Consider the following 26,460-nt stretch of genomic DNA (forward strand, 5'->3'; position numbering starts at 1 on the left):
ATTATTTCCTTATTGTGGAATGTGCATTTATGCACGTCAGTGTTTATGATTGCGCCAATTTATTAATTTTAGTATTGAGCTTATTATATTCACAGAAACACCACAAAAAGGAGCAAAAAATGAATAAAGCGGAGAACAAAATTAAGCAAACATCTATGGGTAAAGATATTAATTTAACCGAAATAAATCAAGAGTCTGTAGGTAAAATAATTCAAGCAGTTTCTAAAAATAGTATTGTTAATATTAAAGGCAAAAAACTTACTCCAGCAGATCTTCACGAGATAACAAATAAGTTTGGTGAGACTATAACTTTATCAGAAGGCTTGGCATTTAATAATCAGATTCGAGACCTAAAAACAGTAGTAAAAATTTCAAATATTGATAAAAATGGAAACCTGATTAAAAATCATAAAGGTACTGAATGCTGGTATCAAGATGGTGACTTTAGGCCTGGTAAGGGTATATACGTATGGAACTTTTTGCATGCTCATACCGTACCAAATATTGGAGGGGAAACAGGATTCTTAGATGGTCAAAGAATTTTAAAGGTAATTCCACAATGGTTAAAAGAGTTTTTTGACACTAACAAGTTAAAAATAACTCCAAAAAATATACCTGATTTTGATACTGAAACCGCCAATAAAATTGATGAGGTGATTCATAACTGTATACAAACTCACCCTGTTACAGGTACTCCTAGTTTGTATCTAGGAAGTATGAAAGTCGCAGAGATCAATGGCTTATCTAATTCATTATGGCATCAAATAAGAGAGTACCTTATGAGTCGCTTTGATAGTCCAGAAAATAGATATATCCATAATTGGGAGCCAGGTGATACATTGATTTGGGATAGTACTTTAGTATATCATCGTTCTATGGGAGGCTATGGAGATGAACCACGTTTGCTTTACCGTACACAGGCAAAAATGTTTCAATGCAATTAAGTAAACAATTATAAAAAATGAATATGGAAAGACTATATGAGTGTTTTTAAGAAAAGTTTTCTTTGGGCTATAACAGAAGTGTTCTTTATTTTGAGTATTTTTGTAGCTGTTCTTTTTGGAATATATGGCTCTGATATTCAGTATAATAATCATTTATCAGCTACTGAATTATCTATAATTTCAGGAACTTTTTTTATAGTCTTTTCATTATCCCAACTTTTTGCTGGAATTCTTATTGACAAAACTTCTCCGCGATTATTTTTAGGAGGATCTGCTATAGTTTCTGCTTTAGGATGTGTCATTTTTGCTAATACATCGGCTTTTGAAGTTCTATTATTATCTAGAGTGTTATTAGGTTTAGGTTTGGGGTGTGCGTTTTTAAGTGTCATTTATACGATTCAATCAAGCTTTCCAGAGGAGAGGTTTGTACTTTTTGTATCTATTAGTCTATGTGTGGCAAATATTCTAGTAGGAACAATGGGCATGGTTTCAGGGAGTTTCCTATCTGGACACTCATATAACTTTAGTTTTACTATTTTAGCAATACTATTGTTTATTGTTGGAATTCTTCTTATGGCTTTATTCGATAAAAATGTCTCAAAACAGCAAGTTACCAAAAGCAAACAAGGTGAAAAATCACTATTTCAGATGTTAAAAGAGATTTTTACTAAAAGAAGTTTTTGGTTTTCTGTATTATTTTTTATAGGATTATTAAGTGGTATTTTAACATTTTCAGACTTATTTAATGTAAGTTATCAGATGGATACTTTTGGCATTAGTCATGAAAATGCTATTAGTCTTAATGGAATGATACCAATAGGAATGGCCGTGGGAGCGCCTTTAGCGGGGTGGTTGTCATCTAGGTATTCAAACCAGCTTGTAGCAATAGGTTTTAGTTTTATAGCTCTTTTGTCTATTATTCTAATTTTATATGTTCCTTTTTCTGAATATTATCGCTTAGAAATAAGCTATATAGTAAATTTTATATTTGGAGTAGGATGTGGTAGTACAATTTTGGCCTATGAAGAGATTCGCTTGACAGTTAGTAGTTTAAGTAGTCGAATGTTAGCTAACTCACTTATTTTAACAATTGCACATTTGTTTAATGGCCTCATTTTACAGCCATTAATTGGATTTATTGTTGATCACACTACTGTAGCTGAAGATAGGTTTTATGTTTTATTTAGTGCAAACTATATGCGTTGGTTATATGATGATAGTATCAATAACTTATGGCATAGGTATGATGGTGGATTGTCTCTTATAACTTTTGTTTTAGTTATTAGTTTTATATCAAGTATATTTTTTAAGTCAAAAAAATTTAGTTAGATATTTTTCTATTATTAAGAATTGAGTGAATAAATGCTATTGCTAATATCACTATACCTATAGAGCCACTAAACCATTCTGGAATATTAATAAATATTTTTAATAGTAGTATTGCAGCCAAAAAGCCTATTGCGTAATGAGCGCCATGTTCAAGGTATATGTATTTGGCTAACGTTTTTTTCTCAACAAAAAGTATAGTTAAAGATCTAACAAACATAGCACCAATACCAAGGCCTATCATTATTATGATGATATTTGTACTAATAGCAAAAGCTCCAACAACTCCATCAAAGCTAAAAGATGCATCAATTATCTCTAGATAAATAAAGCCCATCAAACCATTACGAGCCACATCTAGGGTACTAACTTTAGCTGAATCAAAGAATGAGTTAAGTAGGCCTAAGCCTTCATGAACAATTATACCTAAGAGATATGCTATAGCTAGCTCTCCTTGATATGGAGTATCTGCAATATAAATTACAATAAGACCAATAACAACTGCAAAGAAAATGTAGCCGCCATTATATTGGCGAACTTTGTTTGTTAATTGGTTATTTTCAATTAGAGGTATCCAGTGATGTCCTTCATTTTCACTAAGGAAAAAGTTTAAAAATACCATAAGTAGGAAGCTACCACCAAAACTACAAATATATGGCATAGAATGTTCTAATATTTGTTGGTATTTTTCGGGGTCATTTAATGCTAGGTGTATTACATTTATAAAGTGAGCACCACTGGAAAGAGTTACTAATAATATAGGAAATATTAGACGCATTCCAAATACTGCGATAGGAATTCCTAGATAAATAAAAATTTTTTGCCATTTCTTTGACATTTGACCAAGCACTTTTGCATTTATAATAGCATTGTCAAAACTTAGTGATATCTCTAGTGCGGCTAATATTAATACTGTATATGTTGTAGCTAAAGGTATCGAAGGATATAAACACTCTCCAAGGACTATACCAATAGCGGTTACGATAATTGATCCGTAGAAATATTTTAAATTTTTCAAAGTATCTTCGTTCTTATATTTTATAACGGATAGATTTTACCATATAATAATCTATTAATTGATATTTTAACTTAAATAGTATGTCGGTAGCTTTATATACAATAATTTTTTTAGCAATATGTTTTTTTGTATGGCGTAATTTTATGAAAAATAAAGAATATGCTATAGGGGTTGCTGAGCGTTCGTCGCAAAAGCATAATCTAGACTTATTAGATGATACAGTATGCTTACGTAAGATTACTGTGAAATTTGAAAATAAGAAAATAGTGTTTTATAGAGTGTATTCGTTTGACTATAATACAGCAACCTGTGATGAGAGATATAGAGGGTATATAGTTATAAGAAACGGTAGGCTTGATGAAGTTGTGATATCAAATTTTGAAAAGGCAGATATTGTTAAAGAAAACATTATATCTGAGCAAGAGAACTCATCACATAAGCCAGCAAATAATATTATAGATTTTGATAATTAGGAACGTATATGATTCATTTACAACAGTTACCCCCTTTAAAAGATAGAAACTATAGTTGTAGTCCATTTTGTTTGAAATTAGAACTTTATTTTAAAACTATGGATATTAACTATAAAAATCACTTTAACTTAGAGTTTAATAAATCTCCAACAGGTAAAATGCCATATATAGAAACTATGGGTAAGAAGTTTGCTGATAGTAATCTTATAATTAAAATGCTTGAGCAGCAAAATCAAGCAGGTATAGATGATCATTTGAGCTTAGAACAAAAAGCTATTTCGACAGCTTTTATTCGATTATGTGAAGATAGCTTATATTGGGTTGGAGTATATAGTCGTTGGGCAGATAAAAGTAATTTTAATTGGAAAAAAGATTTCATAGAAGCTACAAAGCTACCTAAGGCAATGGCTAGTATTATTTATCCTGTAGCTAAAAGAAATACATTACGCCAGCTTAAAGCAGTTGGAGTTGTTAATTTGACAAATGATGAGATTTACTCTAAGGCTGAGGAGAACTTATTAGCAATATCAGGTTTTTTAAATGGTAAAAAACATTTCTTTAATGATCAAATTTCTCTAGTTGATGTAGTTGTGTTTAGTTTTGTTATTATGATTTATGATGGAAGTTGTGGAACACGTCTACAAAACTTTTTATCTAGTTTAGATATAGGTCATTTTATGGATAACATGAAGCATAAATTTAATATTTAGGTGATTTTTAGATGGATATAAATTTTCTTGAGTTAGATATAGCTACATTAAGAAATAATATTTCTATAATAAAAAGATACACACAGACGAAACTGTGTCTACCAGTCAAGGCTAATGCTTACGGCCACGATTTAAATATTGTTGTCAAGAATACAAAAGATCTAGTTGATTTTTATGCTACTGCATGTGCTAGTGAGGCTTTAGAGGTTTATAAAAATTGTTTGAATACACCTATACTAATATTTGGAACTATTGAAACTTGCTATCTTAAAGAGTTAATAGACAAAGAAATTAGACTCAGTATTCATAGATTTAGTGATATTGCAGAAATAGAATATTATGCAAAGCAGAACTCTAAAAAAGCTAAAGTACATATCTTTGCCAATACGGGCATGAATATGCTAGGAATAAATAGCGAGCATATTGCCGATATAGTAGATAAAGTTCAAAGATCTAAATATATTGATCTAGAAGGAGTATATAGTCATTTAGCTTGTGCTGATGAAAAAAATAACTCATTTAATCAAGTACAAATAAATAGGTTTATAGAAATTCAACAATTTGTAAAAGCTATAAATAACCAAATCATTTGTCACTTAGCAAACTCATATGGATGTATAGGTCAGAATAATATAGCTTTTGATATGGTTAGACCGGGGATATTAAGTTATGGCTTTTTACCTGATTTTAATGTTTCTAAACAATTAGAAGCTATTAAGCCGGTTGCAAGCTTGGTTACACAAATAGTGAAGCTAATAAAGTTAGATAAAATATTTGAGGTTGGATACTCTATAAGTTATGTTGGCAAAAAAGGTGAGCATATAGCTATACTTCCAGTGGGTTATGGAGATGGCTTCCCTCGGACTCTTGGAAACAATGGTTTTGTTTATATTCAAGATAGCTATTATCCTATAATTGGTAGAGTAAATATGGATGCATTAGCAATATCTCTAGGTAGTAATGATCAAAGTTTTGAAGTCGGTGACAGAGTAGAGCTTATATCAAATAAGCCTGAAAGGTTAAATAGTGCTAAAGCTATAGCCAAAAACTTACAAACTATAGAATACGACATTATCGCTACTTTAAATCAAAGAATTCTTAGAAAAGAAACCTAGCCTCAAGTCATTATAAAACTTTACTTTTAATTACTCTGAACATAAACTGAAAGTTACGGTATAAAAAAATATTTGTTTTATGGCAAAAAATAAGCTAACTGTAGGTAGCCTTATAGCAATAGGTATAGGGACTATTATGGGTTCTGGCTGGATGTTTTCAGCACAATACACTTCTGAGTATGCTGGTCCAGCTTCGATATTATCTTGGATTATTGGTGCAGTTTTGATGGTTTTTATCGCATTAACATTTGCAGAAAGCTGTACTATTGTTCCTGTGCAAGGGTCTTCATCTAGAATACCTCATATAACTCATGGTACATTACTAAGCTATATCTTTGCATGGATTACATGGATTTCTTATCTAGTTTTAGCTCCTATAGAAGTGCAAGCTGTAATACAATATTTGGCAGTTTTTTATCCTAGTTTAATAAATGTCAAAACAGGTGCTCTATCAGGGTATGGAACTCCATTAGCTATATTACTATTGTTAATGTTTTGTGCTTTCAACTTTTATTCATTAAGATGGTTAGTAAAGATCAATAATATAATTACTTTATTTAAAGTTGTTGTTCCAATAATTATTGGAGGATCTTTATTAGCTTTATGCTATACATTACCTCAACTAAGTTCAAAAACAGTTGAACATAGTTTCAAATTTATGCCATATGGAATGAATGGAGTATTTTCAGCGATATCTTTAGGTGGTATTGGTTATGCCTTTGTAGGTTTTAAAACTATTGTTGAAATGGCTGGTAATACAAAGAATCCTTCAAAAGCTATCCCTATAGCGACTATAGGAACAATAGTCACTTGCTTGTTTATTTTTTTGTTTTTACAAATTGCATATGTAACAATAGCTTCTAAATATTTACATGGTAATCAATGGGGAGTGCAATATCTTTTCCCTAAAGGTAACTCTAGCTTTGGAGCATTTGCTTTAATTGCTCAAGATTTAGGTCAGACTTGGATTATGTACTTTTTGTATTTTGGAGCGATATTATTTCCATTAGTTGCTGGGTTACTATATTTTTGTGTGGCCTTAAACTCATTAAATGCAATGGTATCAAATGGCTATATGCCAAAAGTATTGAATAAATTAAACCCTGTTACAAATAAGCCTCTTTATGCAATTATTTTAAATTTTTTGATTGCTATGATAATGTTTGCACCATTCCCAGGATGGCAAACAATGACAACATTTTTAACTTCATTAATATCTTTAACATATTTAACAGGTGCCACTTCAACTTTAGCTATGAGACATAGACTTCCAAACATTCATAGACCTTTTAAATTAAAAGGAGTATTTTTAATATCTTTATTAGGTGTTTTCTCATCTACATTAGTCTTCTTGTGGAGTGGTTGGGATATCGTATCTAAATCAGGCATAGCTATTTGTATAGCTATCTTTATGCTTGGAGCATATAGAAACTTTGGAGCTGATAAATCAGAAAAAATCTCTTGGCACTTTAAGCAGTCTATCTGGTTTTGGTTCTATATTGTCGCTGTATCAATAGTGTCATATTTGAGTAATTTTGGTGGGATAGGAATTTTAGACTTTTATTCAGCAGCAGCTGTTTTGTTAATTATTAGTTTTATTACTTGTATTATCGCTAAACAATATTGCCTAACAGCAGATGAAATACAGCAAGGTATAGAAGCGGCACTACATCAGCAAAATGCCCACTAATCTATATTTTGTTTATTTAGTTGCATAGGTTATTGTTTTAATAATTTTCAAATGACTGTATTATTATTTATTAAATAATTATCTAAAATATTTTTATGATTAAAGTTTCATTCCAAGGTGAGCATGGAGCATATTCCGAGCAGGCTATAACTAATTTTCTAAATCAGCAAGGCGTAAAAAACTTCCAAACTATACCATGCCATTCTTTTGCAGATGCTATTGAACATACTATTGCAGGCAAATCAAATTTTGTGATGCTTCCTATAGAAAACTCTTTAGGAGGCTCAGTAGTTCCAGCATATGATGAGCTGATTAAAAGTAGTTTAAAGGTAAAAGCCGAAATAGTTTTAAAAATTAAACACTGTCTTATGGGATTGCCAGATACAGAAATCGCAGATGTAAAGAGTGTAATTTCCCATCCTCAAGCACTATCTCAATGTACTAAAAGTTTAAAAAGATTAAAATTAATGCCAGAAGCATTTGTTGATACAGCAGGAGCAGCGAAGCATATTTTTGAAACTAAGCAAAAAAATCATCTTGCTATAGCAGGGGAGCTTGCTGCTAAGACTTATGGATTAAGAATTTTCCAAAATCAGTTTGAGGATGAGCATTTTAATTATACGCGTTTCTTTTTAATGGGCTATGACTCAATTACAGTTAACTCTGATAGTAATAAATATAAAACGACTCTTATATTTTCTGTTGAAGAAAAGCCAAATGCTTTAGTTAACACTCTAAATATCTTTGGAAAATATAATATTAATTTGACAAAAATAGAGTCACGGCCATCTAGAGACAGAGCTTGGGATTATTTATTTTTTGTTGATTTTGAAGGCTCTGAAGATGATGAGCATATTCAAAAAACTTTATTAGAAGTTCTCAAGAAAAGTACTTTTCTTAAGGTTTTAGGCTCCTACCAAACATATAGTTTTGATTAATAATGAACTATAAAGTTGATATAGTTTATAAAAATGTTAAAAATCTAAAGATTTCTTTAAATAAAGAGGGCCTAGTTACAGTAACTTCTCCAAAAGGTGTAACTAAAAAAGAAATTTTTGCACTGCTTGAATCAAAAAAATCATGGATAGAAAAACATAGTAAAAGATTATCAGCTAATAAGAAGTATGATTATACTCAATATCTATTAGAAGATGATTCTAATATTTATTTTTTAGGTCGAGAATATCTTGTGAAATCAATACCTTCAAAGCAGAATCTAATTTATGAGCATGAGGATCATTTTGAATTTTTACTAAATCCAAGTGTTATAGGTAACAGAGAGTTTAAGTTACAGTTATTAGAAGAGTTTTATAGGGATCGAGCTGATATTATATTAAATAATCTTGTGGCAAAATTTTTGAAAATAACAAATCAAGAAATACAAAGAGTTACTATAAAAAAGACAAAAACACGTTGGGGTTCTTGTAATTATATTAAGAAAACTATTAATTTAAATTTTAACCTAATTTTAAGAGATATTGAAGCAATAGAGTATGTTGTTTTACATGAGATTGCCCATTTGACACACCCAAATCATTCAAAAGAGTTTTATAATTATATAGAGAGCTATATGCCTGATTGGAAAATTAGAGAAAAAAGATTAAAATGAGATATAAATAGTTGTTTTGCAGTTTTCAAAAATTCATATCTTTTTGGGAGATTTTAATGGAAAGTACTTTTGAACTTTTTTCTATAGGGGTTGGCCCGTCTTCGTCTCATACAATAGGACCAATGCGAGCTGGCTGTGACTTTGTTAATCTGTACAAAGATAAATTGCCTAGTACTACACAAATTAAAATTGATTTGTTTGGTTCATTAGCATTAACAGGTAAGGGTCATAAAACAGATTATGCAGCTGTCTTAGGTGTAATGGGTTTTTTACCAGAATCTGTAGATATTGAGTTAGCAAAAAAATTATATGATGATTGTATAACTCAGAAAAAACTAGATTTAAATCAAGAGTTTAGAATTGATTTTGATTATGATAAAGATTTAGTTTTTCATTATGATGAGTTTTTACCAGAACATGCTAATGGAATGAGATTTTCTTTATTTAATGGAGAAACATTGCTTTGTGAAAAAGAATACTTTTCAATAGGTGGTGGTTTTATCGTTGATAAAAAACAAATTAAGAAAGATGAGGTTCCTACAGAAGTACCATGTAATAAACCATATAAGTTTAGAAGTATGGCTGAATTAAGAGAGCTTTGTCAAAGAGATAATAAAACAATTGATGAAATAATGTTTGAGAATGAAAAGGTAGCTTATGGAGAACAAGATTCTCTTAAAAAGTTAGCTGAGATTTGGCATGTAATGGATACATCAATTGAAAAAGGTTTAACTTGTGCTGAAACTACCTTACCAGGAGGGCTTAAAGTAAGAAAAAGAGCTCCTAGTATGATTAAAAAATTAAAAGCTCAAAATTTAGAAAATACAGATTTTAATTATTTAAATGCTTTCGCTATTGCTGTCAATGAGCAAAACGCATGTGGTGAAAGGGTAGTAACAGCTCCAACAAATGGTGCTGCTGGTATAATTCCTGCTGTACTTAAATACTATTTACAAACTCATGAAATTATTAATCAAAGTGAGTTTGAGAAAGTCGTAAATAAGTATCTTCTAGTTTGTGCTGCAATAGGTGTTTTGTATAAATCTGGTGCTTCAATATCAGCAGCAGAAGTTGGTTGCCAAGGAGAGGTTGGAGTTGCTTGTTCTATGGCTGCAGCAGGGTATTGTGCTTTACTTGGTGGTGATCTTGACTCTATAGAGTCAGCTGCTGAAATAGGAATGGAACATAATCTTGGTTTGACTTGTGATCCCATAGGTGGTTTGGTGCAGATTCCATGTATTGAGCGTAATGCTATGGGAGCAGTTCAAGCTATAAATGCTGCTAAATTGGCACACTTAGACAGCGGGGAAAAGCGTTTTGTAGGTTTGGATTACGTTATTAAAGTGATGTATGAGACAGGCTTAGATATGTGTAGTAAGTATAAAGAGACCTCTTTAGGTGGTCTGGCTACAAATGTCCCAGTGTGTTAATAATTAATTTTAAATCCTAGCTTTTATCTTAAGTAAAAATTTATTCCACTAGTAATATTATACTATTTTAGTATAATTTAGATGATTTATTATTAAATAGGCAATCTAAAGTATGTATGATGTAAAAAAAGTTAGAAGTGATTTTCCATTTCTTAAGCAAACTATTAATGGAAAGCCAGTTGTTTTTTTTGATACTGGAGCATCAGCACAAAAACCTCAAGCTGTTATAGATGCTGTTGCTGAAGCTTATAAATTTAATTATGCAAATGTTCATAGAGGTGTGTATTCGCTTAGCCAAGAAGCTAGTGATAAATATGAAAATGTACGCTTAAAAGTGCAACATTTTATCAATGCTAAATCATCAGAAGAGGTTGTTATAACCAAAGGTACAACAGAAGCAATTAATCTTTTAGCAAGCTCTATTGGTAAATCTATGGTCTCTGCAGGAGATGAAATTGTAGTAACAGAAATGGAGCACCATGCTAATTTTGTACCGTGGCAAATGTTATGTGAAGATCATGGTTTGACTTTTAAAGTAGCTAGAGTTAAAGATAACGGTGAGCTTGATATAGAAAACCTACTATCTTTAATAACAGATAGAACAAAAGTTTTAGCAATAACTTTGTGTTCAAATGTTCTAGGAACGATTAATCCAGTCAAAGAAATTATTACAAAAGTTAAAAAAATAAATCTAAGTATATTAACTATTGTTGATGGTGCGCAAGCAGTTATTCATTCGAAGGTCGATGTGCAAGATTTGAATTGTGATTTTTTTGTTTTTTCAAGTCATAAATTGTATGGACCAACTGGAGTTGGAGTTTTATATGGTAAATATGATTTACTAAAAAAACTACCACCTTATAATTATGGTGGTGATATGGTTGATGATGTAACAATTGATAAAACAACATTTGCATTACCTCCATATAAATTTGAAGCAGGAACTCCAGATATCGTTGGAACTATAGGATTTGGTCAAGCTATAGATTATGTTAACTCAGTAGGTATAAATAATATTGCTAGTTATGAGCAAGATCTTTTAAAGTATGCAACTGAACAGTTAAAGAATATAGATGGACTAAGAATAATTGGTGAAGCTCAGCATAAAGCAGGAGTTATTACATTTGTCGTAGATGGATGTAATGCTGGAGACATTGGCGAGCTTTTAGCAATTAAAGGTATGTGTGTGCGAACTGGGAAACATTGTGCTCATCCTCTGCTTTATAGAATGGGTGTGACGGCAACAGTGCGTATGTCTTTTGGGATGTATAATACTTTTGAAGAAGTAGACTTATTTATTAAAGCATTGAAAAAAGTAATATCTCAATTAAAATAAACAATAATAATTTTAGAGGATTAAGTTTATGGTTGAAGTTTTTGATCCTAATAGTAATATTTTAGAAGTTACTCAAGCTGCAGCTAAGCATTTTGAAAAGCATTTAGCTAAAGATTCTTCAAATATAGGTATATATGTAGGTACAAAAATTATGGGCTGTTCGGGCTTAGCATACGATATTGATTTTGTAGCAAAGCAACCTGATAATACAACAGAAGTTGATCAGCATGGTTTGAAATTTTTTGTATCTAATAAATCTATGGACTTTTTAAATGGTTTAAAGATTGATTATGTTAAGCATGATTTTGGTTTATATAAATTAGAATATACAAATCCAAACGAATCAGCGCGCTGTGGATGTGGTGAGAGTTTTACAGTTTAGGGAATATTTAAATGAAAACAACAGATGTAACTATAATTAGAAGGCAAGTTAAAGCAATCGCTGTGCCTTTTGGGAATGAAATTGAGCTTATGCCAGGCCAAGAGGCATTAGTGACTCAAGATAAAGGTGGTAGCTTCACACTAAATGTAAATGGTAATTTACTTCATCTAGATGGCAAAGATGCCGATGCTATAGGTAAACAAGTAGTTAAATATCCTGTTGAAGGATATAATATCAAGCCAGGAGATCCTATAAATATGGATGCAATCTGGGATCAGATGAAAACAGTTTATGACCCAGAGATACCTGTAAATATTGTTGATCTTGGTTTGATTTATAATGTTGTTACAAGAAAGCTAGAGAATGGTAATTTTCATGTTATTATTGATATGACTCTTACAGCGCCAGGCTGTGGTATGGGTCCAGTTCTTATGACAGATGTTGAAAGACGTGTTGCAATGTTACCTAATGTTGATAAGGTTGATGTGGTTATGGTTTTTGATCCGCCGTGGAATTCAGAGCTAATGACTGAAGAAGCAAAACTAGAACTAGGATTGTTTTAAATTATATTATGAATAAGATAGCTATTTATCCTGGAACTTTTGATCCTATAACAAATGGTCATATTGATCTAGTTGATAGAGCTTTAAATGTGTTTGATGAAATAGTTGTAGCAGTCTCAACAGCTTATGGTAAAAATACTCTTTTTGATTTAGAACATAGAGAGCAAATGATCAAAGAAGTTTTTAATGATAATAAAAGAGTTAAAGTGGTTAGTTTTGAGGGGTTGCTAGTAGATACAGCAGTCAAACATAATGCCTGTGCTATTGTTAGAGGGTTAAGAGCAGTTTCAGATTTTGACTATGAATATCAGATGTCGAGTATGAACTATAAACTAAATAGTGATATTCAAACAATATTTTTTACGCCAAGTGAAAAATTCTCATGTATATCTTCAACTTTAGTTAGAGCGGTTGCGGTTCATAACTACACGCGTGTTGATGAATTTGTTCCTGAGTGTGTATTTCGAGAAATAGAAGCAAAATATAGTAATAAAGGGTAAGTTATGGCTTTATTAATTACTGATGATTGTATAAATTGTGATATCTGTGAGCCAGAGTGTCCTAATGAAGCTATATTTCAAGGAGAAGAATATTATGAAATTGATCCAGATAAATGTACCGAGTGTGTAGGACATTTTCCAGAGTCGCAATGTACCAAAGTTTGTCCTATTAGATGTATAATCACTGATCCTGACAGAGTAGAAACTCAAGAGCAACTTTTAGAAAAATACCATAAACTAGTTTCTTAAATTTGCTTTAAAAAAAGCTTGAAAAAACTCCCTAATAATGTAATATACAGAAGTCGTGTATTTCAATTATAAAATATTAAAACAAGTTTAAGAAAGGAGTTTTTGATGAAACTAAGAAATATCGTTATGGCTACATCTGTGCTATTAGGCACAGCTACAATGTCTTTTGCAGCTAGTTCTAATAATACAAGTACGTCAGCTAATACTGATAAGTCAGTAGCTACTTCAACTACTGCTGATAGTGGATTTGAATCAAACACTTTCATCAAGCCTTTTGCTAACACTTACAGCTCTTTAACAAATGAAAATAATACATGGGGACCACAAGATAGAACAGGTCAATGGTATTTAGGTGTTGGAGCTAGTGGTCTTGCAGGAACTCCAAATTCACCTTCAGGCGCAGCTGCTAACTTTACTCTTGGTTACAATATAAATAAATATCTAGGAGTTCAATATTTCCAGTTAGTAGGTAGAGATTTTGCTGGATTAGGAGAAGGTGTTGTTAACTTTAGTAATAGTACTATGTTTACTCCATATGCTGTTGGTGGTGCTGGTTGGGCTAATTTAGCTGGTCAAGCAACTGGTGCATGGGATGCTGGTGGAGGTCTTAAGTTTGAACTTTCTAGAGATGTTCAAGCAAGTGTTGATTATAGATATATCCAAACAATGGCTCCTAATACTTCTGGTGAGAACGGTAGAGCTGGGACTAACGTAGTAGGCGCAGGTTTAACATGGTTCTTTGGCGGTAAAGCTAACTCTAATAATGATACTGCTAATATCCAAGATAATGGTGCTAAAACAGCTGCACAAACTACAGCTGCAGTACCTACAATAGATGAGTCTAAATATGTGCTTCCAGAAGGAATTAAACAATGTGAAGGTAACTTCAATTTAACTAAAGATGGAGTTGCATGTTACACTGTAAATGGTAGTAATGTTACTGTTTATCTTGATACAAAATTTGCTTATGATAGCGCTGCTCTTAATTCAAGAGGTAAAGAGGCGATATCATCTTTTGTTAAGTATATGAAAGATAAGAATATTGCTTCTGTAACTATTAAAGGATACGCATCTCAAGGTCAAACAGGACAGGAGTTTGCATTATATAATAAAAAACTTTCTAAGCAAAGAGCAGAAGCTGTTTCTAGCTATATGGAAGAGTTAGGTTTAGATAGTAGTAAAATAATGACTAAAGGTTTTGGGTATACTTATACTATTCCTGGTATAAGCAAATCTGATGCTCGTAATCAACGTGTTGAAGCTAGTGTTTCAGCTCCTTTAAAACAAAACAAATAATTTTAACAACTTTCTTTTCTAATACTTCATTTCTATTATAATACTTTATTTAGTTGATATTTATTTTATTCATTCTTATCTAATGTGAAACTATGTAAAAAAATATGAGCTTGTTATATAATTTGTCCACTTATAAATAATTTACTTAAAATTAAATGTCACAATACTATTCTAATAAAGAGTTATTTAATTCGCCTAATTTGATTGGACAAATTGTAACTGTAAAAGGTTGGGTTCGTAGTCGTAGAGATTCAAAGGCTGGATTTTCTTTTGTAGCTGTTCATGATGGTTCTTGTTTTGATCCTATCCAAGCAATTGTGCCAAATTCAGTTGATAATTACTCTGAAGAGGTTTTAAAATTAACAAAAGATTGTTCAGTTGCAATTACAGGTGAGTTAATTGCATCACAAGGTAAGGGACAAAGTGTTGAGATTCAAGCTCAAAAAGTAGAGGTTTATGGCTGGGTAGATAGTCCAGAAACATATCCAGTGTCTCCAAAACGTCATACAATGGAGCATTTACGTGAAGTAGCTCATCTTCGAACAAGAACAAATATTATAGGTGCAGTAGCTAGAGTTAGAAATCAATTAGCTAATGCTATTCATAATTTCTTATGTGATAAAGGTTTTCTTTGGGTAAATACACCTATTTTAACTTCTAATGACTGTGAAGGGGCTGGTGAACTTTTTAGAGTATCAACTCTTGATAGCCTAAATCCTCCTTTAGATGAACAGGGTAAAGTAGACTTTAAGGAAGATTTCTTTGGTAGAGAAACATTCTTAACAGTGTCAGGGCAGTTAAACGTTGAGAGTTATTGTTGCTCTTTATCAAAAGTTTATACTTTTGGTCCTACATTTAGAGCTGAAAACTCAAATACTAGTAGACATTTAGCAGAGTTTTGGATGATTGAGCCTGAAATAGCTTTTGCAGATCTTAATGATGATGCTAATTTAGCTGAAGAAATGCTCAAATCAGTTATTCAAAAAGTAATGAGTAATTGTAAAGATGATTTAAACTTCTTTAATCAATTTGTACAAAAAGGATTATTAGACAAGTTAAAAAATGTTACAGAGAAAGGATTCGTTAGAGTTGAGTATACAGACGCTATAGAAATCTTAAAGCAATCTGGTCAAAAATTTGAGTATCCAGTAGAGTGGGGTGTTGATTTGCAATCTGAACATGAAAGATTCTTATGTGAAAAACATTTTAATGCTCCTGTTGTGATTATCAACTATCCAAAAGATATTAAAGCTTTTTATATGCGTTTAAATGATGATGGAAAGACAGTTGCTGCTATGGATGTTCTTGTTCCAGGTATTGGTGAGATTATTGGTGGAAGCCAGCGTGAAGAGCGCTTAGAAGTTTTAGATAAACGTATCGAAGAAATGAATATCGATGCTAGTACCTTAGGTTGGTATCGTGATTTACGTCGTTATGGTACTATCCCTCATAGTGGTTTTGGTTTAGGTTTTGAGAGGCTTTTAGGATATATAACTGGTGTACCAAATATTCGTGAACTTATTCCTTTTCCTCGTACTCCTGGTAATGCAAAGTTCTAAAAAACTTCTCAAGTAATTTATATAGTTTTCTTTAAGAGTATATTTCATTATAAAAAGTTCTAGGGTTGATTTAGATAAAAAGTAAGTTGAAAATCTAGATAGCGTCACCCATTTGGAACATAGGCATATACATACTTACAACTAAGAAGCCTACTACACCACCAAGAACAATCATAATTATTGGTTCTAACATTGAGCTTAAGCTTCCTACAAGAGTATCAACTTCTTCTTGATATACTCTATTTAAGTTTCCAAGCATTGTTTCTAATGCACCAGATTCTTCACCAACGGCTACCATTTGTTCTACTAGAAATGGGAAATTTCCAGTTTCTACGATTGCTTCTTTAAATGAAGCACCTTCACTAATACTTTTTTTAATATCAATAGCAGCTTGATCGTATTTTGCATTACCTGTTGCTAGAGCTACCATGTCTAGAGCTCTTGTTAAGCTCATACCAGATTGTACAGTAATCTCTAATGTACTAGCAAATCTAGCTAATGCAGATTTATAGATTACCTCACCTATGATTGGTATTTTAAGCATAAAATGATCTTGAGCAATTTGTATTTTAGGATATTTAAATTTTAAAGACTTAAATACTGTTACTACAATAAATATAAATAAAATAATTTTCCACCAAGACTCTTGCATGAAATTAGATGCATTTACGGTAAGTTGAGTAATTGCTGGAAGAGGCTTGCCAGAGTTGATAAACATTGCTGAGAAAGCAGGTACAGCAAAAGTTAACAAGATACCTGTTACGCCAGCAGCAATTATACAAACTATAATAGGGTAAGAAAGGGCTTTTTTTACTTTTTTCTTTATACTTTGTAAAGCCTCTCTTTGTTCAGCAATCTTATTAAGCATTAGATCTAAGTTTCCTGACTCCTCACCTGCTGTTACTAGGCCTATATATAACTTATCAAAAATTTTTGGAAAATGTGATAGAGCTTTTGAAAGAGACTCACCACCTTCGATAGCTTGCTTTAACTGTAATGCTAAAACTTTTAGTTTAGTGTGTTTTTTAACTCCCATTATAAAAACTTCAAATGACTTAATTATTGGTATACCTGCTTTTGTCATAGTCGCAAGCTGTCTGGTCATATCTGTAATATCTTGATAAGAAATCTTTTTAGGTAAAAGATCTTTAGGCATTTTTTTTACTTTTATATTAGAGTAACCTTTTTGCCTAAGCTGTATTTCAGCTTTTTCTTTTGTATCAGCATCTATTTCTCCTTTAGTAGCTTTACCATTTTTAAGTTTAGCTTTATACTTCCAGGATATTATAGTGATTGTTTCTTTATTTTTTTTTCCAAATAGCATAATAATATTTCCTCTAACTTACACGATAAGCCTCTTCCATTGATGTTAGACCTTCAGCAACTCTGACAAGAGCAGACTGTCTGACTGTAGCAATGCATTCCTTTTGAGCTTGTTGAGCAATCTCCATTGTATTTTTATCTTCTAGAATCATTTTTGAAATTTCTTTAGAAACTGGCATTACTTCATATAAGCCAAGTCTTCCTTTATAGCCTTTAAAACATCTAGGACAACCTTTTGGGTTAGGTTTGTATATAGTTGCATTTTTTACTTTTTCAAATGATGTTTCGAAGCATTTTTTAATAATATCTTCGTTTAAGCCGCTATCTTCGACAAGTAAAGAAAATTCTGTTTCAGTATCTTTTAATTTACATTTTGGACATAGTTTACGAGTAAGACGTTGAGCGATAATTAATGTAACAGATGTTGCAATGTTGTATCTTGGTAAACCCATATCAACTAGCCTGTTTAGGGTTTCTGGAGCACTGTTTGTATGTAGTGTTGACATAACTAAGTGACCTGTTTGTGAAGCTTTAATTGCAATTGATCCAGTTTCAATATCCCTAATCTCACCAACCATTATGATATCTGGATCCTGACGTAGGAATGCTTTTAAGGCTGCTGCGAAAGTTAAACCTTGTTTGTTATTGACATTAACCTGGTTAATACCTTTTACAACAAGCTCAACGGGATCCTCTGCGGTAGATATGTTTTTTTCAGGTTTGTTTAAGATATTAATTCCAGTATATAATGTTACTGTTTTACCAGAACCTGTTGGTCCTGTTACAAGTACCATGCCTTGTGGTTGTTGGATATATTTTAAATATGTCTGTTTTTGATGCTCAGAGAAACCTAGTTGTTCAATTGGTATCTGTGTTGAGCTAGCGTCAATAATACGTAGTACAACTTTTTCACCAAAACTAATAGGACAGGTACTAACACGGAAATCAATTGCTTTTTCACGTGATAGTGATATTTTAAATTTACCATCTTGAGGAATTCTCTTTTCTGCAATATCTAAACTAGACATAATCTTAAGTCTAGAAACTACTTTAGGTCCAAGGTTTTTAGTAGTGTTAAATGTTTCAATTAGAATACCATCTATTCTATAACGTATTCTAAAGTTTTTTTCATATGGTTCAAAGTGTATATCTGAGGCTCCTTTTTGAATAGCATCAACAATTGTATTATTGATAAATCTAATAATAGGAGCTTCCTCATCCTCTCCACTACCAATTATTGAATCACCTTCTCTTTCACCCTCTTCAACAAAGTCAATATCAAGGTTGGCATCTTCCATTTGAGCATTGAGTTTAGAGTCATCTTCTTTTTGACCTTCATCTTTTAAGAATTGCTCATATTCTTCAATTTTTTCTTTGATGAGATTAAGCTCTGCTACAATAGCTACAAAAGGACGATCATATTTATTACGAAGTTTTTTAAGTATTTGTTGACCTTCTATAGGATTAGCTATAGCAATATAGACAGTATCTTTTTTAGTATATAGTGGCAAACAAATACTTTTTCTACAAAACTCAACATCAAAAAACTTTTGAGGAATAAACTTTATGCTAATAGCTGTTAGATCAATATATTGTAGGCGTAACAACGTTGCAGACTGAATCATAAAATCTCTGCTACTAACAAAATCATTCTCGATAATATAGTTTAGAAATCCTTCTTTAGCTAAAGAGACATCTAAACTAATTTCATTAAGCTGTTGCCTTGTTATAAGTTTGCGATGTAACAGTAACGATGCTAATTTCTTATCAATATGAGGATTGTCAACCATTAACTACAAAATCAAAATACTATCAATTACTAAAAGTATAGCATGATAAACATTTTTTAAAAAAACAAATGTTTTGGAGAAAAAATCTTTTATGAAATTATTATCTTTGATGTATAATCGCCATTGCTATTTAAGTTATGTGAAAATTTATGAAAGTTGATAAGTTTATTTCCCATCGTGGGAATAATATAGATTTTATTGAAAATACAATGGAATCTTTTAAAGATGCTAAAAGCTATGGCTTTAAGTGGTTTGAAACAGATGTTCAACTAAGTGCGGATGGTGAACTATTTTTATTTCATGATAAAACTCCAGAAAGGCTTTCAAATTGTACAAAAAATGTTACAGAAATGACAATTGTAGAGCTAAAAGGATTAGATCTTGTTCATCCTAAAACAGGGAAAAAATCTAAAATTCTTACTCTTAGAGAATATCTTGACTGGGCTAGTCAAAATGATATTTTTACTAATTTAGAATTTAAAGTTACAAGCTCGTGTAATAAATATAAAATTAAGCTAGTTCTTAAAACCCTAGATCTTTTAAAAGAATACCCTCAACAAAAAGCTAAAATATTAATTTCTAGCTTTTCCAACGTCGTTATGAGTACCTTAGAGCAGGATCACGTTTATAAAAAAGGTAGGCTTTTTGAAACCTCTAATTGGGAAAGGGATTTTGAGTATTTAAACACAGAGCTTTATGAGTTGTTTGTTAAGAATAACTATATTGCATTGATAATAAACTATGAGTGTTTAAATAAAGATAGAGTAGCTTATATTAAGAAAAAGTTTGGAAAGATCTTTGTGTATTCTGTACATACAGATGAGCAAGTTAAAAATCTTTTATCTTGGGGAGTAGATGCAATGTTTATAGATAAAAAACAACAGTTAAATTTAGTTTAAATATAATCTTTTAATATTTCTTCTACCTTGCTCATAATACTGTTGCTATAGGGACACCCTTGTGGATAGAAATATTTTAATTCTACAAAAGAGTCGGTGATTCTATATTTAAAAGTTACGAAAGAATACTCCTCTTTTATTATTTGTAACTTATCAGCTAAAAAGCTTTCACCGATATTATGAACATTCCATATTTTACGAATAATCTTTTTATTATGTTTAGTGTTATCTAAATTTAGGTTTTCAAGCATTGGTATACATTCTTTAGGAGGCCCAGGAAATACATAGATATATCTATCATCATCAAACTTTAGTTTAAAACCATTTGCTGTACCATTTTCATTCAAAAGTATCTCTGCTGATTCTGGGAAAGTTGCTTGTTTTTCTGTTCCTAAAGTGATTTTGCCATATTTTTTAAGCATTCTTTTTTCAAGTTTTTGCCAAGTCTCTTGATGTAGTATAAGATCTTTATTAAAAAAACTAGCTATAGCTTGGGTTGTTAAGTCATCTTCAGTTGGTCCTAAACCACCTATAGTCATAATATTTTTATGATCTTTTTTTAAGAAGTTTAAGCTAGATACAATATCTTGCGAGTCATCTTTACAACTAATGTGAAATCCAACATTAAAATCTCTAGCTACAAGATGATGGGCAAATAAGCCTGAGTTAGTGTTGGTTATATCACCATCTGTTATTTCATCACCAATGGCAATAAAGCCAAAATCATATTTCATTTAAGTTACCCTTAATATTTAAAGTTTTATAAAAAACTAACTATTTTTGGAAAAAAAATTTATGTATTATGGATTATATAGTATTGATGTGAAATATTGAACTCTAAGGAGACCTGAATGAAAATACTGGCTACTAATGTGTATGTTGGCCCTAATATTTATGCAAATTTCCCTGTTATAAGACATGAAATAGATCTTGGTGTTTTAGAAGAATGGCCTTCAGCTAAGATAGGTGAAGATTTTATCAATGGTCTTGTAGAAAGCTTACCTGGGATCCAAGAGCATGGATGTTCTTATAGAGAGCACGGTGGTTTTGTTCGTAGACTTAGAGAAGATGAAGGCACTTGGATGGGACATGTCTGGGAGCATGTTATTCTAGAACTTCAAAGTGTAGCTGGTAGTGATGTAACTTTTGGTCGTACTCGATCTACGGGAGAAATAGGTCAGTATAATATGGTTTATGAGTATAAGCAAAGAGATGTAGGTCTAAGAGCTATGGAGTTAGCTAGGGATTTATTGCTTTCTTTACTACCTGAGCACCTTAAGAAAGAAGTTGGCTATAGCGATGATAAGTTTGACTTTGAATATGAAAAAATTAGATTTATAAAGTTTGCTCAAAGTAAAGAGTTTGGTCCAAGTACAGGCTCTTTAGTAGAAGCAGCTAAAAAAAGAGATATTCCATATATTCGTTTAAATGATCACTCTCTTGTTCAGTTTGGATATGGGAAATACCAGCAAAGAATTAGAGCTACAATTACTGGTAAGACAACTAGTATTGCGGTTGATTTATCATGCGATAAAGAGCAAACAAATACTATTTTAAGTGGTTTAGGTCTTCCTATGCCAAAACAAAGAATGGTTAAGACAGAAGAGGGTGCCTTACGTGCAGCCAAAATTTTAGGTTTTCCATTAGTTGTTAAGCCATTAGATGGTAACCATGGTAGAGGTATATCTATAAACCTAAAAACTATGGAAGAAATAAAAGAAGCTTTTGTCGAAGCTAGTAAAGTTTCTCGATATGTTTTACTTGAACAGTTTGCAACTGGTTTTGACCATAGAATGTTAGTCGTTGATGGTAAGTTAATAGCCGTTGCTAAAAGAGTTCCAGGCCATGTTGTAGGAGATGGTAAACATACTATAGCAGAGCTTGTAGATATTGTTAATGAAGATCCTCGCAGGGGTGTTGGACATGAGAAAGTTCTAACAAAGCTTGAACTTGATTATCAAGCTAAAACATTGTTAAATGCTGCCGGCTATGATGAAAATACAATTTTAGAAGATGGACAAACTTTTTACTTAAGATCTACGGCAAATTTATCTACAGGTGGTACAGCTATAGATGTAACAGATATTGTACATCCAGATAATAAAGATATGGCAGAAAGAGCTATTAAAGCTTTAGGTCTTGATGTTGGAGGTGTAGATTTTCTTATTGACGATATATCACAATCATATCATGATATTGGTGGTGCTATATGTGAATGTAATGCAGCTCCTGGCTTTAGAATGCATGTAGCTCCTAGTGAAGGTAAGCCTAGAGATGTGGCTGGCGCTGTTATTGATATGCTTATTCCCCAAGAGTTTGGTAATGCAAGAATTCCAATTGCTGCAATTACTGGAACAAATGGTAAAACTACAACTTCACGTATGGTTGCTCATATGTGGAAAAATGCTGGTAAAGTTGTTGGTCTGACAACTACTGATGGTGTTTATATAAATGGTAAGCTTACTGTATCTGGCGATACTACAGGTCCAGCATCAGCTCAAATGGTTTTAAAAGATCCTTCCGTTGAGATGGCTATTTTAGAGACTGCTAGAGGCGGCTTGCTTAGAAGCGGTATGGGCTATGATTACTGTAATGTAGGTGCTTGTTTAAATATCTCATCTGATCATTTAGGTCTTAAAGGTGTAAATACTTTAGATGATTTGGCTAAGGTTAAAAGTATTGTTCCTCAGGCAGCAAAAGATGTCGCAGTTTTAAATGCTGATGATCCTAATGTATTAAAGATGTCAGCAAAGGTTACAGCTAAGCATATTTTCTATGTAACTATGAACCCAGAGCATGCTTTAGTTAAGCAACATATTAGAGCTGGTGGTAAAGCTTGTATTATTGAAAAGGGTGTCAATGGTGATATGATTACAATATTTGATAATCATGTTCATATTCCTGTGTTGTGGACTCACTTGATCCCAGCAACAATGGAAGGCAAGGCGATTCATAATGTTCAAAATGCTATGTTTGCTATAGCTATCTCATATAGTATGGGTATGAGTCTAGATGATGTCAGAGATGGTTTAAGAACATTTGTTACATCATTTTACCAAGCGCCAGGACGTATGAACTGGTTTGAGGAGCATTCATTTAAAGTATTAATGGATTATGGACATAATCCTGCTGCAATAAAGCTAGTTAGCCAAATGGTTGATAATATGGAGTTTGCTGGTAAGAAAATATGTGTTTTAGCTTCTCCAGGTGATAGAAGAGATGAAGATATTATTGAAATAGCGGCTACTGCAGCTCCTTATTATGATTATTTCATCTGTAAGAGAGATGATACTTTAAGAGGAAGAGCTCCTGATGAGGTACCAAGACTTCTTAAAGAGTCTTTAATCAACTCTGGAGTTTCTGCAAATAATATTGAGACTATTGAATCTGAAAAAGAAGCTGTAGATGCAGCTTTAGCTATGGCTGAAGAAGGAGATTTAGTAGTTATCTTTGCAGATAAACTAAAAAGAACTTGGAAGCAAATTATTTACTTTAATAAAAACCAAGATGAAACTGATAAAGATGAAGACAAATCTGAAAAGAAAGAAATGTTTTCAGCATCTATAATAGCTCAGGATGCTAGTCTATCAGAAGAGATATCAGAAGTGATTAAAGCTGGTATTATCGCTGATGAGAGTGGTATAAGAGTTGTTTATGAGGAAGAGGATAACGACTAGTTTAGGTCTGAAATGGAGAAGTATAATATGATTCCTGAAGGTTATTCACGTAGGCTTGTAGGACCTAATCTATTTTTTAAAGAAACGGGAACTGTTTTGGACGTTCCTTTAGTTGAGAATAGAGAAGAGCTAACAAAGTTATTCTATCAAGAAGCAGAAAAGATTTTACCAGCTTTAGGATGGGAGCAAATTAAGATCACACATAAGTTTTTTAATAATGGTGTTAGATTTGCTTTTATTGCTCCTGTTGATATAACAATGCCAGCGTGCGATGTTATAGATTTTGCTTGGCTGTCTGCTCGAGAAGGCTTTGAAACTGGTAAGTTTAAATCTATTGAAGAGGCTGAAAAAGAGCTTATTCCAGTAATTGATGAGGATAAGAACCTGACATATCGTAAGTTATATGAGCTTGCCAAATCAAAAGGTTTTAATGCCTTTAGAGATAAAGGTAAAGCCTTTATAGGTTCTGGTACTGGTTGTTATGAATTTGATTTAGCTAAAGATTCAATTGATGATATTAGATGGCAAGATATATATGATATACCAGCTGTGATAGTTACAGGTACAAACGGCAAAACTACCACAGTAAGACTTACTGACTATATTTGCAGAATAGCAGGTAAAGTTACAGGCTATACTTCTACTGACTGGGTTAAGGTAAATGATGAGCTAATTGATGAGGGTGATTACTCTGGTCCAACTGGACATCAATTTGTCTTAACAAATAAGAAAGTAGAAGTAGCTTTATTAGAATCTGCTAGAGGAGGACTACTTAAAAGAGGCTTGATCGAGACTTTTGTAAATGCAGCTGCTGTAACAAATGTATCTGCCGATCATCTAGGTGAGGATGGTATTGAAACAGTTGCAGAGCTTGCTGAGGCTAAATCTATAGTTTTTCGTACTATGGGTGAAGGTTCTCATGCAATTATCAATCTTGATAATTCGTATATGAAAGAAAGATTTGATACTCTTGATTGTGCCAAGATAGTAGTTACTCAAAACCCTCAAGATTATGATATGGAATATTATTTAGCAAAAGCTGACTATGCTTGTATTGTTGAGAATGGTAATTTTGTTTGGGTTGATGGAGGTTCAAAAACAACCATTATATCTGTAGCAGATGCTCCTTTGACAGTTAGAGGGTTTGCTAAGCATAATATAGAAAATGCAATGATTGCTATTTGTTTATCATTTAAGTTAGGTATTGATTTAGATATAGTTGCTAAGGCTCTTAAAAGTTATACCAATGATACTAAAGTAAATAGAGGCCGAGCAAATATCTTTGAGTGGGATAGTAAAGTTGCTGTAGTTGATTATGCTCATAATGAAGCAGGTATGGATGCCTTGTTGAATATGATGAAAGCATACGATAAGGGTGGTAAAACTTATCTCATGATAGGTACTACTGGAGATCGGAAATACTTAATACCAAGTATTAATGATGTGATTCTAAAGCATAATGTTGATTTTATTGTTTTAAAAGAAACAGAGATGTATCTACGTGGCGCTGAACCAATGGAGTTACCTTTATTAATCCGCAAAGATCTAGATGACAAAGGCTTTGATATATCTAATACATATGTTTCTCATGGGGAGCTTGAAGGGGTTAAATATATAATCGATAAGCTTGAAGATAATGATATGGCTATCTTATGTTGCCAAGCAGAAGTTCCTGATGTTATTGAGTATCTAGAAAAATTTTCTTAAACATAAGGCAAGATTCTACAGTCATTCTGAACTTGATTCAAATTTTGAAAAATTTAAAATATTAATGGATAAGTTTATTTCTAAATTGGGATAATTAAGAAGAAGACTTAATAGTGATGTATAGATACAAAATAAAAATTACTTAGATTTTTACTTATGTAATTGTTACTATTCATCTATAAGATATTTAGCATTTACTACAACTCGAATAGTTTTTTGGCTATCAGAGTTTCCATAGCTATTATCTCTATTTTTGATTGTAAATAAGCCTTGTGTTGCATCTTTTAAAGAGCCTAGCTTTACATTAGAATTAGTAGCAAAATTTTCAGCTGCAATTTTAGCATTTTTTATAGCGTCTGTGAGCATGTCAGGCTTTATAGTATTTAAAATAGTATAGTTATAAGCAACATTACTATCAGTAATTATTACACCTTTTGAGATCATAGATAATGTCTTTTGTGATAATTTTTTAACACTATCAATCTTATTTGTAACTATAGTTATTGTTCCATAAGCATTAAATTGATAGTGATTTGTTTTCTCATTTTGGTTTTTACTTGTGTTGATTGCTCCGTATGTTATTGCAGTAGTTGATATACCGTTACTTGTTACAAAATCTTTAATTATATCTTGTGACTTTTGAAGCTCAGTATAAAGATTTTTTATCGAAGATGAGTTAACACTATAATTAATAGTCCAAACGGCGTTGTTAGCAGTAACATTTTTCTCAGATAATCCCTTAACCGAAATAAATTTGCTATAGTCATGAAAATGTCTAATACTTGAAGCAACAAAATATCCTGATAAAGATATACCTATTCCAAGTATTAAAGAAACTATAATTTTTGTAAGAGCTTTGTTCAT

At 31.9% G+C, this 26,460-nt stretch carries 24 protein-coding genes; 19 read left to right on the top strand and 5 right to left on the bottom strand.

Features of this window, described 5'->3' with window-relative positions:
- Positions 1 to 119 precede the first annotated feature (119 nt).
- Complete coding sequence (locus F3D62_RS07820; protein ID WP_191092566.1) at positions 120 to 944, top strand: TauD/TfdA dioxygenase family protein; 825 nt, start codon at positions 120 to 122, stop codon at positions 942 to 944.
- Between the two features lie 36 nt (positions 945 to 980).
- Positions 981 to 2,273, top strand: a complete 1,293-nt coding sequence (locus F3D62_RS07825) for an MFS transporter (protein WP_150467697.1) — start codon at positions 981 to 983, stop codon at positions 2,271 to 2,273.
- Here F3D62_RS07825 and F3D62_RS07830 read toward each other — a convergent pair.
- A complete protein-coding gene (locus F3D62_RS07830) occupies positions 2,266 to 3,288 on the bottom strand; it encodes a DUF475 domain-containing protein (protein ID WP_150467698.1) in 1,023 nt (340 codons plus the stop codon). The two genes, F3D62_RS07825 and F3D62_RS07830, sit on opposite strands and share 8 nt — an antisense overlap.
- An 80-nt stretch (positions 3,289 to 3,368) precedes the next feature.
- Between F3D62_RS07830 and F3D62_RS07835 the strand changes: the two genes are divergently transcribed.
- The 14 genes from F3D62_RS07835 (at position 3,369) to asnS (ending at position 16,200) form a co-directional block, all read left to right on the top strand.
- The gene (locus tag F3D62_RS07835) at positions 3,369 to 3,761 is read left to right on the top strand and encodes a DUF3301 domain-containing protein (protein WP_150467699.1); all 393 of its coding nucleotides are present in this window, start codon (positions 3,369 to 3,371) and stop codon (positions 3,759 to 3,761) included.
- Between the two features lie 8 nt (positions 3,762 to 3,769).
- Entirely contained in the window at positions 3,770 to 4,471 is a 702-nt protein-coding gene (locus F3D62_RS07840; RefSeq protein ID WP_150467700.1) for a glutathione S-transferase family protein, read from the top strand.
- 11 nt (positions 4,472 to 4,482) lie between these two features.
- On the top strand, positions 4,483 to 5,586 hold the full coding sequence (gene alr / locus F3D62_RS07845; protein WP_224732658.1) for an alanine racemase: 1,104 nt from the start codon (positions 4,483 to 4,485) through the stop codon (positions 5,584 to 5,586).
- Positions 5,587 to 5,665: 79 nt separating this feature from the next.
- On the top strand, positions 5,666 to 7,276 hold the full coding sequence (locus F3D62_RS07850) for an APC family permease (RefSeq protein WP_150467701.1): 1,611 nt from the start codon (positions 5,666 to 5,668) through the stop codon (positions 7,274 to 7,276).
- Positions 7,277 to 7,371: 95 nt separating this feature from the next.
- Complete coding sequence (pheA, locus tag F3D62_RS07855; RefSeq protein ID WP_150467702.1) at positions 7,372 to 8,214, top strand: prephenate dehydratase; 843 nt, start codon at positions 7,372 to 7,374, stop codon at positions 8,212 to 8,214.
- Positions 8,215 to 8,216: 2 nt separating this feature from the next.
- Positions 8,217 to 8,885, top strand: a complete 669-nt coding sequence (locus F3D62_RS07860; protein ID WP_150467703.1) for a M48 family metallopeptidase — start codon at positions 8,217 to 8,219, stop codon at positions 8,883 to 8,885.
- A 56-nt stretch (positions 8,886 to 8,941) separates the two neighbouring features.
- Entirely contained in the window at positions 8,942 to 10,315 is a 1,374-nt protein-coding gene (locus F3D62_RS07865; protein ID WP_150467704.1) for an L-serine ammonia-lyase, read from the top strand.
- 112 nt (positions 10,316 to 10,427) lie between these two features.
- A complete protein-coding gene (locus F3D62_RS07870) occupies positions 10,428 to 11,651 on the top strand; it encodes an aminotransferase class V-fold PLP-dependent enzyme (protein ID WP_150467705.1) in 1,224 nt (407 codons plus the stop codon).
- A 28-nt stretch (positions 11,652 to 11,679) separates the two neighbouring features.
- The gene (locus F3D62_RS07875) at positions 11,680 to 12,033 is read left to right on the top strand and encodes a HesB/IscA family protein (protein ID WP_150467706.1); all 354 of its coding nucleotides are present in this window, start codon (positions 11,680 to 11,682) and stop codon (positions 12,031 to 12,033) included.
- Positions 12,034 to 12,044: 11 nt separating this feature from the next.
- Positions 12,045 to 12,596 carry a putative Fe-S cluster assembly protein SufT gene (sufT, locus tag F3D62_RS07880; RefSeq protein WP_150467707.1) on the top strand — a complete coding sequence of 184 codons (552 nt, stop codon included), beginning with the start codon at positions 12,045 to 12,047 and terminating at the stop codon, positions 12,594 to 12,596.
- An 8-nt stretch (positions 12,597 to 12,604) separates the two neighbouring features.
- Positions 12,605 to 13,096, top strand: a complete 492-nt coding sequence (gene coaD, locus F3D62_RS07885) for a pantetheine-phosphate adenylyltransferase (protein ID WP_150467708.1) — start codon at positions 12,605 to 12,607, stop codon at positions 13,094 to 13,096.
- 3 nt (positions 13,097 to 13,099) lie between these two features.
- The gene (locus F3D62_RS07890) at positions 13,100 to 13,345 is read left to right on the top strand and encodes a YfhL family 4Fe-4S dicluster ferredoxin (RefSeq protein ID WP_150467709.1); all 246 of its coding nucleotides are present in this window, start codon (positions 13,100 to 13,102) and stop codon (positions 13,343 to 13,345) included.
- A 105-nt stretch (positions 13,346 to 13,450) separates the two neighbouring features.
- The gene (locus tag F3D62_RS07895; protein ID WP_191092567.1) at positions 13,451 to 14,641 is read left to right on the top strand and encodes an OmpA family protein; all 1,191 of its coding nucleotides are present in this window, start codon (positions 13,451 to 13,453) and stop codon (positions 14,639 to 14,641) included.
- Between the two features lie 155 nt (positions 14,642 to 14,796).
- Entirely contained in the window at positions 14,797 to 16,200 is a 1,404-nt protein-coding gene (asnS, locus tag F3D62_RS07900) for an asparagine--tRNA ligase (RefSeq protein WP_150467711.1), read from the top strand.
- A gap of 94 nt (positions 16,201 to 16,294) precedes the next feature.
- Here the strand turns inward: asnS and F3D62_RS07905 are convergent, their stop codons facing one another.
- Both F3D62_RS07905 and pilB read right to left on the bottom strand, forming a co-directional pair.
- Entirely contained in the window at positions 16,295 to 17,524 is a 1,230-nt protein-coding gene (locus F3D62_RS07905) for a type II secretion system F family protein (RefSeq protein ID WP_150467712.1), read from the bottom strand.
- A 13-nt stretch (positions 17,525 to 17,537) separates the two neighbouring features.
- The gene (pilB, locus tag F3D62_RS07910) at positions 17,538 to 19,313 is read right to left on the bottom strand and encodes a type IV-A pilus assembly ATPase PilB (protein ID WP_150467713.1); all 1,776 of its coding nucleotides are present in this window, start codon (positions 19,311 to 19,313) and stop codon (positions 17,538 to 17,540) included.
- A gap of 149 nt (positions 19,314 to 19,462) precedes the next feature.
- Here pilB and F3D62_RS07915 point away from each other — a divergent pair, with 149 nt between their 5' ends.
- Positions 19,463 to 20,212, top strand: coding sequence for a glycerophosphodiester phosphodiesterase family protein (locus tag F3D62_RS07915; protein WP_150467714.1), 750 nt, complete (start codon positions 19,463 to 19,465; stop codon positions 20,210 to 20,212).
- On the opposite strand, the gene F3D62_RS07920 is transcribed toward F3D62_RS07915, so the two are convergent.
- The gene (locus F3D62_RS07920; RefSeq protein WP_150467715.1) at positions 20,209 to 20,946 is read right to left on the bottom strand and encodes a competence/damage-inducible protein A; all 738 of its coding nucleotides are present in this window, start codon (positions 20,944 to 20,946) and stop codon (positions 20,209 to 20,211) included. The genes F3D62_RS07915 and F3D62_RS07920 overlap by 4 nt on opposite strands.
- Positions 20,947 to 21,063: 117 nt before the next feature.
- On the opposite strand from F3D62_RS07920, the gene cphA reads away from it, so the two are divergent.
- Both cphA and F3D62_RS07930 read left to right on the top strand, forming a co-directional pair.
- Positions 21,064 to 23,889, top strand: a complete 2,826-nt coding sequence (cphA, locus tag F3D62_RS07925) for a cyanophycin synthetase (RefSeq protein ID WP_150467716.1) — start codon at positions 21,064 to 21,066, stop codon at positions 23,887 to 23,889.
- Between the two features lie 27 nt (positions 23,890 to 23,916).
- Positions 23,917 to 25,596: a Mur ligase family protein gene (locus F3D62_RS07930; RefSeq protein ID WP_150467755.1), complete on the top strand. Its 1,680-nt coding sequence runs from the start codon at positions 23,917 to 23,919 to the stop codon at positions 25,594 to 25,596.
- 168 nt (positions 25,597 to 25,764) lie between these two features.
- Here F3D62_RS07930 and F3D62_RS07935 read toward each other — a convergent pair whose 3' ends face one another.
- Positions 25,765 to 26,460, bottom strand: coding sequence for an SIMPL domain-containing protein (locus F3D62_RS07935; RefSeq protein ID WP_150467717.1), 696 nt, complete (start codon positions 26,458 to 26,460; stop codon positions 25,765 to 25,767).

The organism is Francisella sp. SYW-9 (assembly GCF_008711465.1).
Lineage (GTDB): Bacteria > Pseudomonadota > Gammaproteobacteria > Francisellales > Francisellaceae > Francisella.

Excerpts from the sequence above, each read along its gene's own strand:
- F3D62_RS07820 (WP_191092566.1), top strand. The coding sequence starts at position 120 with ATGAATAAAGCGGAGAACAAAATTAAGCAAACATCTATGGGTAAAGAT.
- F3D62_RS07825 (WP_150467697.1), top strand. The coding sequence starts at position 981 with ATGAGTGTTTTTAAGAAAAGTTTTCTTTGGGCTATAACAGAAGTGTTC.
- F3D62_RS07835 (WP_150467699.1), top strand. The coding sequence starts at position 3,369 with ATGTCGGTAGCTTTATATACAATAATTTTTTTAGCAATATGTTTTTTT.
- F3D62_RS07840 (WP_150467700.1), top strand. The coding sequence starts at position 3,770 with ATGATTCATTTACAACAGTTACCCCCTTTAAAAGATAGAAACTATAGT.
- alr (WP_224732658.1), top strand. The coding sequence starts at position 4,483 with ATGGATATAAATTTTCTTGAGTTAGATATAGCTACATTAAGAAATAAT.
- F3D62_RS07850 (WP_150467701.1), top strand. The coding sequence starts at position 5,666 with ATGGCAAAAAATAAGCTAACTGTAGGTAGCCTTATAGCAATAGGTATA.
- pheA (WP_150467702.1), top strand. The coding sequence starts at position 7,372 with ATGATTAAAGTTTCATTCCAAGGTGAGCATGGAGCATATTCCGAGCAG.
- F3D62_RS07860 (WP_150467703.1), top strand. The coding sequence starts at position 8,217 with ATGAACTATAAAGTTGATATAGTTTATAAAAATGTTAAAAATCTAAAG.
- F3D62_RS07865 (WP_150467704.1), top strand. The coding sequence starts at position 8,942 with ATGGAAAGTACTTTTGAACTTTTTTCTATAGGGGTTGGCCCGTCTTCG.
- F3D62_RS07870 (WP_150467705.1), top strand. The coding sequence starts at position 10,428 with ATGTATGATGTAAAAAAAGTTAGAAGTGATTTTCCATTTCTTAAGCAA.
- F3D62_RS07875 (WP_150467706.1), top strand. The coding sequence starts at position 11,680 with ATGGTTGAAGTTTTTGATCCTAATAGTAATATTTTAGAAGTTACTCAA.
- sufT (WP_150467707.1), top strand. The coding sequence starts at position 12,045 with ATGAAAACAACAGATGTAACTATAATTAGAAGGCAAGTTAAAGCAATC.
- coaD (WP_150467708.1), top strand. The coding sequence starts at position 12,605 with ATGAATAAGATAGCTATTTATCCTGGAACTTTTGATCCTATAACAAAT.
- F3D62_RS07890 (WP_150467709.1), top strand. The coding sequence starts at position 13,100 with ATGGCTTTATTAATTACTGATGATTGTATAAATTGTGATATCTGTGAG.
- F3D62_RS07895 (WP_191092567.1), top strand. The coding sequence starts at position 13,451 with ATGAAACTAAGAAATATCGTTATGGCTACATCTGTGCTATTAGGCACA.
- asnS (WP_150467711.1), top strand. The coding sequence starts at position 14,797 with ATGTCACAATACTATTCTAATAAAGAGTTATTTAATTCGCCTAATTTG.
- F3D62_RS07905 (WP_150467712.1), bottom strand. The coding sequence starts at position 17,524 with ATGCTATTTGGAAAAAAAAATAAAGAAACAATCACTATAATATCCTGG.
- pilB (WP_150467713.1), bottom strand. The coding sequence starts at position 19,313 with ATGGTTGACAATCCTCATATTGATAAGAAATTAGCATCGTTACTGTTA.
- F3D62_RS07915 (WP_150467714.1), top strand. The coding sequence starts at position 19,463 with ATGAAAGTTGATAAGTTTATTTCCCATCGTGGGAATAATATAGATTTT.
- F3D62_RS07920 (WP_150467715.1), bottom strand. The coding sequence starts at position 20,946 with ATGAAATATGATTTTGGCTTTATTGCCATTGGTGATGAAATAACAGAT.
- cphA (WP_150467716.1), top strand. The coding sequence starts at position 21,064 with ATGAAAATACTGGCTACTAATGTGTATGTTGGCCCTAATATTTATGCA.
- F3D62_RS07930 (WP_150467755.1), top strand. The coding sequence starts at position 23,917 with ATGATTCCTGAAGGTTATTCACGTAGGCTTGTAGGACCTAATCTATTT.
- F3D62_RS07935 (WP_150467717.1), bottom strand. The coding sequence starts at position 26,460 with ATGAACAAAGCTCTTACAAAAATTATAGTTTCTTTAATACTTGGAATA.